This is a genomic window from Spirosoma aerolatum (genome assembly GCF_002056795.1).
Lineage (GTDB): Bacteria > Bacteroidota > Bacteroidia > Cytophagales > Spirosomataceae > Spirosoma > Spirosoma aerolatum.
This window is the reverse complement of the sequence record NZ_CP020104.1, coordinates 3,206,517-3,219,186: the sequence shown is the minus strand read 5'-3', so window position 1 is coordinate 3,219,186 and position 12,670 is coordinate 3,206,517. Positions and strand designations below refer to the sequence as shown.

General features: G+C 47.2%; 11 protein-coding genes. All 11 read left to right on the top strand.

Annotated features, from left to right (window positions below):
* Positions 1-40: 40 nt before the first annotated feature.
* Positions 41-1,297 (top strand): ABC transporter ATP-binding protein, encoded by a 1,257-nt coding sequence (locus tag B5M13_RS13000; RefSeq protein WP_080056079.1) that lies wholly within the window; start codon positions 41-43, stop codon positions 1,295-1,297.
* A 124-nt stretch (positions 1,298-1,421) separates the two neighbouring features.
* On the top strand, positions 1,422-2,528 hold the full coding sequence (locus B5M13_RS12995; RefSeq protein ID WP_080056078.1) for a DegT/DnrJ/EryC1/StrS family aminotransferase: 1,107 nt from the start codon (positions 1,422-1,424) through the stop codon (positions 2,526-2,528).
* A 112-nt stretch (positions 2,529-2,640) separates the two neighbouring features.
* The gene (locus tag B5M13_RS12990; protein WP_080056077.1) at positions 2,641-4,707 is read left to right on the top strand and encodes an ArnT family glycosyltransferase; all 2,067 of its coding nucleotides are present in this window, start codon (positions 2,641-2,643) and stop codon (positions 4,705-4,707) included.
* A gap of 84 nt (positions 4,708-4,791) precedes the next feature.
* Positions 4,792-5,496, top strand: a complete 705-nt coding sequence (locus B5M13_RS12985) for a WbqC family protein (protein WP_080056076.1) — start codon at positions 4,792-4,794, stop codon at positions 5,494-5,496.
* 59 nt (positions 5,497-5,555) lie between these two features.
* Positions 5,556-6,209, top strand: coding sequence for an acetyltransferase (locus B5M13_RS12980; RefSeq protein WP_080056075.1), 654 nt, complete (start codon positions 5,556-5,558; stop codon positions 6,207-6,209).
* A 106-nt stretch (positions 6,210-6,315) separates the two neighbouring features.
* The gene (locus tag B5M13_RS12975) at positions 6,316-7,503 is read left to right on the top strand and encodes a glycosyltransferase family 4 protein (RefSeq protein WP_080056074.1); all 1,188 of its coding nucleotides are present in this window, start codon (positions 6,316-6,318) and stop codon (positions 7,501-7,503) included.
* A 179-nt stretch (positions 7,504-7,682) separates the two neighbouring features.
* On the top strand, positions 7,683-8,729 hold the full coding sequence (locus B5M13_RS12970) for a glycosyltransferase family protein (RefSeq protein WP_080056073.1): 1,047 nt from the start codon (positions 7,683-7,685) through the stop codon (positions 8,727-8,729).
* 2 nt (positions 8,730-8,731) lie between these two features.
* A complete protein-coding gene (locus B5M13_RS12965; protein WP_080056072.1) occupies positions 8,732-9,766 on the top strand; it encodes a glycosyltransferase family 9 protein in 1,035 nt (344 codons plus the stop codon).
* The gene (locus B5M13_RS12960) at positions 9,763-10,590 is read left to right on the top strand and encodes a DUF5672 family protein (RefSeq protein ID WP_080056071.1); all 828 of its coding nucleotides are present in this window, start codon (positions 9,763-9,765) and stop codon (positions 10,588-10,590) included. The genes B5M13_RS12965 and B5M13_RS12960 overlap by 4 nt, the downstream gene beginning before the upstream one ends.
* Positions 10,591-10,598: 8 nt before the next feature.
* Positions 10,599-11,624, top strand: coding sequence for a glycosyltransferase (locus B5M13_RS12955; RefSeq protein ID WP_245859985.1), 1,026 nt, complete (start codon positions 10,599-10,601; stop codon positions 11,622-11,624).
* An 18-nt stretch (positions 11,625-11,642) separates the two neighbouring features.
* Positions 11,643-12,662: a hypothetical protein gene (locus tag B5M13_RS12950; RefSeq protein ID WP_080056069.1), complete on the top strand. Its 1,020-nt coding sequence runs from the start codon at positions 11,643-11,645 to the stop codon at positions 12,660-12,662.
* The last annotated feature ends 8 nt before the right edge of the window (positions 12,663-12,670 follow it).

The following is a 12,670-nucleotide window of genomic DNA, read 5'->3' as shown; positions in this document are numbered from 1 at the left end:
TTCCCACTACTCACTACTCACTACTCGCTCCTCACCACTTATGTCTGTCATTACTGTCGAAAATATTAGCAAGCAATACATCATTGACCATAAAAAGGGCAAGGGTGTCAATACGTTGCGGGATGTCATCTCGGAAAACTTTCGGTCGATATTCGGCAGAAAAAAAGACCAAATCACCATCACGCACGAAGAGTTCTGGGCCTTGCGGGATGTTAATTTTTCGATTGAACAGGGGGACCGGGTAGGTATTATCGGACACAATGGCGCTGGCAAATCGACCATGCTCAAAATCCTGAGCAAAATCATCCAGCCTACAACCGGTACCGTTCGCATTCGTGGGCGGGTAGCCAGCCTGCTCGAAGTGGGTACTGGTTTTCACCCTGAACTGACCGGACGGGAAAACATATTTCTGAATGGCTCGCTCTTAGGCATGAGCCGTACTGAAATAAAGAAGCAGTTCGACGAAATTGTAGCGTTTGCCGGGGTCGAAAAATTTCTTGATACACCCGTAAAACGCTATTCATCAGGGATGTATGTCAGGCTAGGCTTTGCAATTTCGGCACACCTTGACCCCGAAATCATGATTGTGGACGAAGTTCTGGCTGTAGGCGATGCTGAGTTTCAAAAAAAGAGCCTCGGCAAAATGCGCGATAATTCGGCAAGCGGTCGGACGATCATTTTTGTGAGCCATAACCTGACTGCCGTTCAGGCACTTTGTAATAAAACCCTGTACTTTGAAAAAGGGCGATTGATCGAACAAGGGGAAACAAATCAGGTAGTGGCTTCCTATCTAAGTAAAGTATCCAAAACGCGGCTGGTCCGTCAATGGGATACCCCGGAGGAAGCGCCCGGAAACGATCTGGTTCGGGTCCGCCGGATCGAGTTAATTCCCGATTATTTGGATGATCTTACTCATATCGACGTGCGCACGTCAATGAAGTTCCGGTTCGAGTTCTGGAATCAGATGGAACGCGCCAATTTAAACTTGAGTCTGCATTTAAACTCACTTACAGGCGAGTGTATCTTCAATATAGGTACTCAATCGCAGCCGTACGGGAAGGGGTTAATAGCAGGCGAATGTACCATTCCGGGGTATTTTCTTAATGATGGTTCCTATACAATCTCCATGATGATTGTCAAGGATACGGTTACCCCCGTTTTTGTTATGGAAGAAGGCATTACCTTTGATGTGGAAGATTATCGAGAAGGCATTGCATGGTACGGTAAATGGCCGGGCTATGTACGGCCTCAGTTTCCCTTTCACATTAAAATGCTTGAACCAGTTGTTAGTGAGTAATAACTAGTCGTTCGGTTAAGTATTCGGGGTACGGCGCATGGACAAGCCATGCGATAGCCAACCGTTAGCTGAATACCATAAACCTAAGTTATTGTCTGCTCATCCAGGAACTGCCAATTGACGTATGATCTACATAACAAAATCGTATCTGCCTGATCTACAGGAATATGTAAAGTATCTGGAAGGTATTTGGGAGCGAGTACACCTCACAAACGATGGCCCTTTACTACAAAAGCTGGAAGAGGATCTGAAAAAAGAGTTGGGTGTAAAACACCTTCTTTTCTGTACCAACGGCACCATTGTGCTGCAGATGGCCCTCAAGGCCCTCAACATTACAAAAGAAGTTATTACAACTCCCTTTTCGTATGTAGCCACGACCAATGCACTCTTGTGGGAAGGCTGCACCCCCATTTTTGCGGATATCAATCCCGACGACTTCAATATAGATCCCGACAAGATCGAGCCGTTGATTACCGAAAACACCCAGGCAATTCTGGCAACGCATGTCTACGGGAACCCTTGCCGCATGGAGCAGATACAGGCAATTGCCGATCGTCATAACCTGAAGTTGATCTATGATGCTGCCCACACATTCGGTGCCAGCTATAAGGGCCAGTCTATTCTAAGCTATGGGGACATAAGCACGTGTAGTTTTCATGCTACAAAAGTATTTCATAGCGTCGAAGGCGGTTGTATCGTCACAAACGACGATGATATTGCTAAAAAATTAAGGCATTTTCGTTCGTTTGGTCATCGAAACGATGACTACTTCGAGATGGGTATCAACGCCAAAAATTCAGAGCTTCATGCGGCAATGGGACTTTGTGTGTTACCCAAAGTTCCCGACCTGATCGCAGCGCGTAAATTACGGTTTAGCTATTATGCCGATCGGCTGGATTTTACCCGGATCACCCGGCCCACTTTACTACCTGGTACCGATTACAATTACGCCTATTACCCGATTGTACTCGACTCCGAAGAAACCCTCCTCCGGGTGACCGAAGTGCTAAAAGCTCAGCATGTAGTACCCCGACGTTATTTTTATCCATCGCTGAATACCTTACCTTTTGCGCTTAAAGACGGCATTCTGCAACCATGCCCTATATCGGAAGATATAGCCTCGCGTGTATTATGCCTGCCACTCTATCCCGACTTGCCCGAAGAAGACATTGACCGGATTGCTACGTTAGTTAACGAAGCGATTGCCATTGTCAGCGAAGTAAATGGATAAATTGATACTTAATGGATACTGATGTTCGCCAAAGCATGGCCTGCCTGTTAATCATCCATTGCTCATCTGATGTATCCATTTACCTTAGTACCTGCACCGTATATCGTGCGTTATGACCCTAATTTATCTTCTCGCGCTAGCACTATTTCTTGGCTACATTAGTCGTCTGTCGACACGGATTTCCCGTCGTTCGCTTACCGAATGGTGGCTGACTACATTTTTATTGGGAGCCGGAAGCGTTATTCTAACCGGTTTTATCCTTTCAGCACTTTATTTAACGGCAAACACACTGGTATGGGCAGTTGCAGTTTTTGGTACAGCTACCCTCATCGGATTTATACTACGCTGGCTTACTCCTAACCCAGAACCGTTTTCTGTTTTTTCGCTTATCGAGGAGCGATGGCATACAGGCCGACAATGGTTTGGTGGATTATCAGGCTATTCACGCTTTTTATTTTCCGTACTATTCGTAACCCTGGCAGTACTTGCCGTCACCAATCTATTGCTGGTGTTGTTCACCGTTCCCAACGAATGGGATAGTATGACAGGCCATTTGAACCGTGTGATGCAATATATTCAGCGCGGCACAATGCGTCATTTTGGCGGTACAAACTGGAATATCGATACATATCCGAAAAGTGTTTGTACCCTTCAGATCTATTCGTTTCTGATGACGGGCCATTTTGAAAATGGCTTCAAGTTCATTCATCATCTTAGCTACTGGACAGCCATTGTTGCTGTTTTTGGCATTGTCCAGCGCATTGGCCAAAACCGGCTGTCGGCCAGTTTCTTCTGCGCTTTGGCATTTGCCTTACTACCCGATTTCCTGATGCAGTCCATTACAACCGAAACCGATATTGTACTGACTGCTTATCTGAGTGTGCTTTTATATATGCTGTTCAGCTATAAAAGCAACCAGCCCAAAACTGACAATCGGTATTTATATCTTGCGGGCATGGCGTTTGGCATTGCCTTCGGGCACAAGATCACCTTCGCCCTGCTCCTTCCGTCGGTATTCATGGTCATGATTTACACAGTATTTCTGTCGTCTTCCTGGGGTGTAACGTTTCAACGTACCTGGCGGCTGGGAGCAGCTATTATTGTGGGAGTCTGCTTGTGGATGTTACCAACGGGATATCTAAAAAACATTGAAGTATTTGGTCACCCAATCGGCCCACCAACCGCACTTAAGCATCAGTCTGTTGAACGGGCCGGTACACTTAGGAATCTGTTTGAACAGGGAAGCCGCAATGTTATCCGCTATGGCTACGACCATGTGAACCTCGATGGTATCCGGAATCTGACTCTAGGAGCGGAATTGAATCATGCCATGCGCCAACCGCTTGTTGTTCTGGAAGATAAGCTACATATGCGTCTGGATGAAGAAACAGATTTTTCGATCCAGCCATTTGCTTTCGACCGCAAGTTCGTGTTCTATAATGCCAATCCGTATTGGGGCATCTTTGGCTTTGGTCTTATTTTCCCCTTATTAATTCTGGTTCTGATCGGTTACGTACGTTCAACACCGCATACGTTCCTGGGCATCGCACTACTACTCCACTTCGCAGCGCTCTCCTACTCAGCCCCTTACGATCCATTCAAGGGTCGTTATTTCATTGAGACCAGTTTATTCGGCGTTCCTTTTCTCGCTCTGCTGTTTCTGCACGCTCGTACGTCGGTTGACGTTCCTGATCGGGTTGTTTGGAAAGGGTATGTCGGCCTGGTGACCGTTCTGGGATGTATTTCGGCTATTCTGTGCATCTTCCTCAACACCCGCGCTCTTCCGTTTGCCTGGAAAGCCCCTGATGGTCGCTCATTTTCTTCTGCTTTTGAAGCGGACCGAATCAAACAAATGACCCTGGGCCGCCCGGATACGTATATCCCCTACAAGCGTTTCGATGAACTGGTACCGGAGCAAGCCACGGTTGCTTTGGCGACGATCAACGACGACTACGAATATCCTCTTTACGGCCCCCATTTATCCCGTCGACTCATTGCCATCAATCCATTTGAGCAGGGATTAAAACCCATTCCGAAAAACGCCGATTACTTGTTTTTCGATAAAAGTGTGATTCGTCCACAACCCGGCGATATAAGGCTAGGTACCGACACCACCTTACGGGCCGCCGTTATTGTACCGGGAGAAGACTATTATTTACGAAAACTTAAAAAGGATTGAAAACCAGTAGCGAGAAGGGTTGACACACGAAACAACAATATACGTCAACCCTTCTCGCTACTGGTTTTCAATCCTACACTTGCGATGACTATAGCAATCATGCAGCCTTATTTCCTGCCCTATGTTGGCTACATGCAACTCATTAAGGCTGTTGATAAATTCATTCTCTACGACGATGTTGCCTTCATTAATAGAGGCTGGATAAACCGTAACCGACTGGCTATCAATGGCCAAGAGTACTTATTTACTGTTCCCCTAAAAGATGCCAGCCAGAACAAGCGGATCAATGAAGTGCATATAGCCGATGATCCAAAATGGAAGGGTAAATTACTGAAAACCATTGAACAGGGCTACCGTAAAGCACCCTATTATCAAACGGTTATGCCACTGGCTGAAAAAATCATCAATTTTACCACCGATTCGATTGCCGAACTGGTGTACAGCAGTCTTCTTGAACTGAATCACTATCTGGACCTACCGACCGTTTTGATACAGTCGTCGAGTATTTACAACAATGTCGAGTTGAAAGCCCAGGAACGGATTCTGGATATTTGTCGGCAGGAAGGGGCAACCCGGTACATCAATCCAATTGGCGGTACTGAGTTGTACGACAAACCAACGTTTGCCCAGGCTGGTATTGAGTTGAATTTTATAAAATCGAACAAAGTCGAATATCCGCAGGGCAATAACCGAAATCCGTTTATTCCCTGGCTATCGATTCTGGATATATTGATGAACAACGACCTGGCCAGCGTCAGAGCGATGCTGGATGAATATGAATTAGTGTAGTATTTAGGCGTTAGAAGCGGGGCTGCCCTCACATCTAACTCCTCACTCCTTAAAAAAGTATGGCAAAAGTTATCATTTTTGGCGTAATGGATACGGCTGAACTGGCCCATTTCTACCTAAAGCACGATTCTGAACATGAGGTGGTCGCGTTCACCGTTAGCCGCGAATATATGACTGGTACTGAATTTCAGGGGCTGCCTTTAGTTGCGTTTGAAGAGGTTGAAACCATTTTTTCGCCCAACGAATACAAGTTTTTCGCGCCGATGACAGGTCGAAACATGAATCGCAATCGCGAACGGATTTACCTCGAAGCCAAAGCCAAAGGGTATGCGTTTATTTCGTATGTCAGTTCAAAAGCAACGGTTTTTGGCAACCAGATCGGCGAAAACTGCTTCATTCTGGAAGATAATACCATACAACCGTTCACAACTATAGGCAATAATGTCGTTCTCTGGAGCGGCAACCACATTGGTCATCATGGTCAGATCAAAGACCATGTCTTCTTCACCTCCCATGTTGTGATGTCGGGGCATTGTGTCATTGAACCTTATTGCTTCTTTGGCGTCAACAGCACCATCCGGGATTTTCTTCATATCGCAACCGGCACACTGGTAGGGATGGCCTCCGCCGTTTATAAAGACACTGAAGAATGGGGGCTCTACCTCGGCAATCCCGCCAAAAAATTACCCAAACCCAGTTACGAAGCGTATTGATTTTAGTACCTAGGCGTTAGGAGCGAGTAGAGGGAATGGCTGGCGAATCAGGAAACCACGCATCAGCCATTTTTTCTACTCGCTCCTAACGCCACACTCCTTTAGCATGAATCTCCTTCTCATCGGCCATGATGCCAACCGCGCCGGAGCGCAGCTTGTTTTATTAAATGTAATGCGTCTGCTGAAAGCGGAAGGTTTTCAGATGCATCTGCTACTGGGCGAAGGAGGGCCACTTTTGGAGGAATACCAGGCGATTTGCCCCGTTACAATCTGGCCGGCTCCCCCGGCGTATGCTGTAGGGGCTTTGGCCGATAAGGTGTTGTGGAAATTAGGCCGATGGCAGCAGTTTTATGAGCGTCGGACTAAAGCGCATCAACAAGCCATTCGGTCCCAACTCGGTTTGGACAAAGTCGATCTGGTCCTGGTCAATACCGTTACCAGCAGTCGATGGGTTGCTCAGTTGGCCATTCCCGCCCAGACACCCGTAGTTACGTTTGTACATGAGCTCGACATGTCGGTTCGGATTTACACCCGTCCTGATGAGCTGGCCTATCTGCTTAAACGGACAAATCACATGCTGGCGGTTTCGAAAGCAACCGCCCGATACTACGAGCAGGAGCATGGCTTCGACCCGACCCGCATATCGTTGTACACACTTATCGACACGCCTACTCTGGAGAAAAACGTCCAAAAAGCGATGAAACAGCCTTCGTTGTATGCCTCGCTGGGTTTGCCAGCCGATGCGCTGATTGTTGGTGGGTGCGGCAATGCAGAGTGGCGGAAAGGGAATGATCTGTTTGTCAGCATTGCCCGTCAGGTAATTAGCCGGTATACGGGCAAACAGTCTATCCATTTTGTTTGGGTGGGTATGCCCAAAGGTACACTGCACGATGATATCTGGCTGGATATTCGCAAAGCCGGCCTGGCCGATCGGGTACATTTGATCCCTCCTACCCCCGAAGTACTTCGATACACAAGCCGATTCGATGTATTTGTGCTCTGTTCCCGCGAAGACCCTTACCCATTGGTCGTGTTTGAAGCCGGATTAAGTGGTGTACCCGTCGTGTGTTTCGATGGAGCTGGCGGTTCTCCCGAACTGGTCGAAACAGACGGAGGCTACGTAGTGCCCTATCTCGATCTGGACGCCATGAGCGATCGGATCATTGAGCTACTTCAGGACCCTGATCTTCGTCGGGAAATGGGGCAACGCCTGGGGCAAAAAATCCTGGAACGTCATCCGGCTAAACAAAGTGTCGATACGCTTATCCAATTGTTTAACCAACTCACGGCTTAGCGCTTACGCGTTGAGTAGGTTTATCGCGTCGATAGGCATCGTTGCAATTTGCTGATATACATTTACATATCTAGTTAATACGAGATGAGTTACTTCTCTTGAAAAGGCACGAGTTAACAGATCAGCCAGGGCATCCGTTTTGTCATCACTGAATTATCTGCTATCTTCCCAGCTTCTTTATGACACTTGCTTTTACAATCTGCTCGATCAACTATCTGGCTCAGGCTCGAACGCTGGGGGAATCACTCCGACAAACCAATCCTGACTATCGATATATTATTGGGTTAGTTGACAAATTAAGCGCAGCCAATCTTCCTGATGAACTGATCCCGGATTACCCCATGCTCGAAGTGGATAAAATCGGGATTCCAGACTTTGGGGCCATGTGCGACCGCTACGATATTACCGAACTCAACACGGCTGTCAAACCGTTTTTTATCGATTATTTCTACAAGACCTACCCCGACGCTACCGAGGTTATTTATTTCGACCCGGACATTATTGTTTTTCAGCCTTTACTCGATTTGAATGAAGCGCTGAAAACCTACAGCCTGGTACTAACTCCGCACACCTGCTCACCAACGCCTGATTGGGAACGCCCGAACGAATTGCACCACCTGAATACAGGTATTTTCAACCTCGGGTTTATTGGCTTACGAGCCGACGAAACAGCCCGTCGGTTTGTGAACTGGTGGAAAGAGCGGCTGGTGTTCGAATGCCGGATTGATCTCTGCGAAGGGCTATTTGTAGATCAGCATTGGGTCAATTTCGCCCCGGTTTATTACGATAATGTATTGATCGACCACCATTTAGGCTATAACGTCGCCTACTGGAATCTGCACGAACGATATTTTTCGCAGAATCAGGCTGGTCAATGGCAAATCAATGGAGCGATTGACCAGCCTTTTTCGTCGGGTAACGAAACGACTGCTGAACCTTTACAGTTTTTTCATTATAGCGGTTACAATCCCGATCGCCCCGATGAAATCTCGAAATATCAAACGCGCTTTACCTTTGCCGACGCAAGTCAGACCAAAGAGCAACGACCCGATGTGCGCCCATTATTCGATTTCTACCGCGAGCGGTTGCTGGCGAACCACAACGAACAGTATAGGCAGTATCCGTGCGTTTATATTAAACCACCGGTAATACTTCGTTACAAACGAGTTCGTAAATTCCTTCAAACACCGTTCAACCAAGTTATTTCGCTATTAGAATCGCATTGAGTATGAATGAGGGACCTCGTTTCCGGGAGCTCTGGACCTATCGTTTTCATAAGTACACCCACATAGTTGGTAAGTTTTGGTCGTTTTGGGTCAAATATGTTCAGCTATGGTGGCTTAAACAAAAGCATAGAAATCGTCCGCTTGTTGCTATTATTCTCTCGGAACAGATGGGGGATATCATTGCCTGTGAGCCAGTAGCCAGAGAAGTCCGACGCAGGCATCCGAATGATTACATTATTTGGGTAGTTCGTAAACCCTATCTCGAGCTGGTCAAATATCATCCTGATCTCGATGGATACCTGATCGAGAAATGCCCGGGCGAACGGGTACGACTGCTCCGGTCAGGCATTTTCGACAAAGTTTACAACCTGCATATTTCGCATCGAAAATGTAAATATTGTCTGGAAGATCCTGTTAATCCGATAGCCGATCAGATTGGCCTGAACTTTGATAATTATTATGACCGGGGCGACCTGCTATATGTTTTTCCACAGGCGGCTGGTTTACCCGCTCTTACCGCCGACCCGAAAATGTATATTCCCAAACGTGTCCGGCAGAAAATAGCATCGTTACAGTTGCCTGACGATCCAATCGTAATTCACTGCCAGTCGAGCCATGTGATGCGCGACTGGCCGTCAGCCAACTGGAACAAACTGGTTCAGTGGATCATTGCCACATACCCTAATCCAGTTATTGAAATTGGTTTGACACCCACTATAACTCTGGAACACCCGCGCTATCGGAGTGTGTGTGGTCAATTAAGTTTGCTCGAAACAGCCGAAGTGATTCGACAGGCATGCCTGTTTATTGGCATCGACAGTGGACCTGCCCATATGGCCAATGCCGTCGAAACAGATGGGATTATTTTGTTGGGAAAGTTGTTCGACTTTGTCGATTATCTACCTTACTCAGGTCGTTATAAGCGGGGCGAGGGTATTACAATCCTCAACAAGTTCGATCATCACTGTGCCGATCTGCCATATAGTTGGGTACAGAAAGCGGTCGCCAATCGACTGGGCCAGCCTAAATTTGCATGAAAGCATCAACACCCGTTAGCGTAAACGTTGTTATACCCGTTTACAAAACACAGCTTACTGACTATGAGCGCATTGCGCTAACTCAGTGCGTAAACGTATTAAAAGATTACCCTATTTGGCTTGCAGCCCCGCATTCGCTCGATATATCGGCCTACCGCCAAATAAGTCCTAGTTTACAGGCTCGCACGTTCGACAATAGTTATTTTTCTGATATTCAAGGCTATAACCGGCTCATGGTATCTGAAGAATTTTATCAGGCCTTTGCCGATCAGGAATATTTATTGATTCATCAGTTAGATGCGTTTGTCTTTAAGGATGAACTAGCCTACTGGTGTCAACAGAATTATGATTACATTGGCGCTCCTTGGTTGCGCGACCGGGATTTTACGGGTTTGGGCGATCAAATCTGGTTTACGATTAAGCAACAGATAGCCACCTGGCTGGATCTTAAAAAACCGGATGGCATTACCCCTCGGGAAATTATTAACCTGAACGGGGTTGGGTGTGGTGGCTTTTCGCTTCGTCGTGTTCCGGCGATGCTGCGCTGCCTGAAACCCTTCGAGAAAAAAATTGCCGAGTATAATAAAAATACCATGCACCAATACCACGAAGACGTATTCTGGGGTATTGAAGTAAATCGGTACTGGCCACACCTTCGGATTCCGAATTATCGGAAAGCTTTACATTTTTCAATTGAATTTTTTCCGCAATGGGCCGTTGAACATTACAATCAAGGGCAATTACCATTCGGTTGCCACGCCTGGGATATACATGGACTAACGTACTGGCGCCCCATTTTCGCCCAATACGGTTACCAAATATGACTGCGCGTATGACTACATCTGTGCAAAATCCAACAATTTCTATCGCCCTCTGTACATACAATGGGAAAACCTACCTGCCTGTACAATGGCATAGCCTGATGCATCAGCACCAATTACCCGATGAGGTAATCATTTCGGACGATTGCTCGACGGATGGTACGCCTGAGTTGCTGAAACAATTGGCCGACAAAGCACCGTTTAATGTGCATGTTCTACCCAATACAACCCGCTTAGGGTATAATAAAAACTTCGAACGGGCTATTGCAGCCTGCAAAGGCGATCTGATTTTTCTCTGTGATCAGGATGATTTCTGGCTACCAGAAAAAATTAGCACCATGACGCAATACATGATCCAGCACCCTGAAGCCCAGATGGCATTTTGCGACGCCTGGGTTACCGACGAATATCTGGATGGGCGCGAGGAACGATTCTGGAAAGCAGTTCGCTTTGACGAAAAAGCCAAAAATCGCTGGCTGGCTGGCGAAACAATGGATGTTTTGCTGGATGGAAATCGAATGATGGGATGTGCTACTGTTGTTCGTCAGTCGTATCTGCCCATGATTATACCTATTCCGAAGACAATTCCAGGGTATATTTACGATGGCTGGATGGCCCTGGTTGCCGCCACCCAAAATGCTGTTCACTTCATAGACCAGCCTTTGCAGCTCTACCGAACGCATGTACAGCAACAGGTGGGCGTTCGTCCTCAGGAAGTGGGTGAACGTATTCGCCTTCGGGACCGACTTACCCGACATAGGGCCCGCAAACTAGCACCGTTACATAAAAAGCAGATTCAATTACAAGTAATCAGCCAGCTTTTGGGCGAACGAATCCCTAAGGATTCACCGGGTTTACCCCAGCTCTATCGCCAATTAGCACATTACACTATGCGAAGCAATCTGCCTCACAATCGTCTGAAACGCTTTATTCCCGTTCTAACCAGCCTGTGGAAAGGTAATTACCACCGATATGCCGATCCGGCTGCCGACTGGTATGCACCTTATCTGGCAGTTTTGGGCGATTTGTTTGAATGACGTAGTTTTGCGCTTACTGTGTTACTTACCATCTGTACCCTTCGTCAATTACCCCAGGCTTTAGCTCTGGGCGACAGTTTCCGTCAGTTTTCGGCTACTGACCCATTTATTCTCATTGGGCTGGCCGATGACCCTGCCCAGTTACCACCGGGTTTTACATCACCCTATCCGATCCTTCCGATCCAGGATATACTCCCGGTTGACGAACGAAAGGCGTTGTCAGCACAATACACACCCACCGAATTTGCTGCGGCCTGTAAGCCTCTGTTTATTACAGAGGCATTCCGTCGGTACCCGGAAATAAATCGGCTAATCTATGCCGACCCCAACATCCATTTTTCGGCCTCTACTGACCCGATCTGGGCCCAGTTGGAGAACACAAATTTTATTCTGACACCGTTTATTACTCGCGACTTTGCCATGCCTGGCACCACAGCAAAGTCGTGGCCCGACGAGAAGGCTTTCCAGAACATCGGACTTTATAACGCTGATTTTCTAGCTTTTAAACGATCAGCCGAAACCGAACGGATGTTGGCCTGGTGGGATAATCGGGTACGCGAACGAGCTTTTATTAATTTCTGCGCCGGACTATGTCTGGATCAGATTTGGCTCATGCATGTGCCAGTCTTTTTCCGCAACGTGTCTATCGTCAAAAATTCGGGTTGGCACGTGGGGCTCTGGAACTTACCGGAACGAACAATCCATTCGGCGTCCGGGCACTGGCAGGTAAACGGCCCTTCCGATCAGAATCAAGCCCTGCAATTCGTTAATTATAAGGGTCTATACAATTCCGACGAAGGCTTTTTTCCGCACCAGAATCGTACCATATTGGCGAAGCAGCCAGCTATTAAAACGTTGATAAATACATATCGGCAAGCCATTTTACAACATATGCCGTCGGTATTCGAAACGCTTCAGCCTGCCTATGGCCAACAAACAGAAGCTCGTATCATTCGTGGTTGGCGCTACAAAACGATTCAATCCATGCAGGGCATCAATCGGTTTCTTGACCGGGTATACCTGCCTGCCATTCGATAAGAGTACGC

Bases quoted from the DNA above. Each gene is read 5' to 3' on its own strand.
- B5M13_RS13000 (WP_080056079.1), top strand. From the start codon at position 41: ATGTCTGTCATTACTGTCGAAAATATTAGCAAGCAATACATCATTGAC.
- B5M13_RS12995 (WP_080056078.1), top strand. From the start codon at position 1,422: ATGATCTACATAACAAAATCGTATCTGCCTGATCTACAGGAATATGTA.
- B5M13_RS12990 (WP_080056077.1), top strand. From the start codon at position 2,641: ATGACCCTAATTTATCTTCTCGCGCTAGCACTATTTCTTGGCTACATT.
- B5M13_RS12985 (WP_080056076.1), top strand. From the start codon at position 4,792: ATGACTATAGCAATCATGCAGCCTTATTTCCTGCCCTATGTTGGCTAC.
- B5M13_RS12980 (WP_080056075.1), top strand. From the start codon at position 5,556: ATGGCAAAAGTTATCATTTTTGGCGTAATGGATACGGCTGAACTGGCC.
- B5M13_RS12975 (WP_080056074.1), top strand. From the start codon at position 6,316: ATGAATCTCCTTCTCATCGGCCATGATGCCAACCGCGCCGGAGCGCAG.
- B5M13_RS12970 (WP_080056073.1), top strand. From the start codon at position 7,683: ATGACACTTGCTTTTACAATCTGCTCGATCAACTATCTGGCTCAGGCT.
- B5M13_RS12965 (WP_080056072.1), top strand. From the start codon at position 8,732: ATGAATGAGGGACCTCGTTTCCGGGAGCTCTGGACCTATCGTTTTCAT.
- B5M13_RS12960 (WP_080056071.1), top strand. From the start codon at position 9,763: ATGAAAGCATCAACACCCGTTAGCGTAAACGTTGTTATACCCGTTTAC.
- B5M13_RS12955 (WP_245859985.1), top strand. From the start codon at position 10,599: ATGACTACATCTGTGCAAAATCCAACAATTTCTATCGCCCTCTGTACA.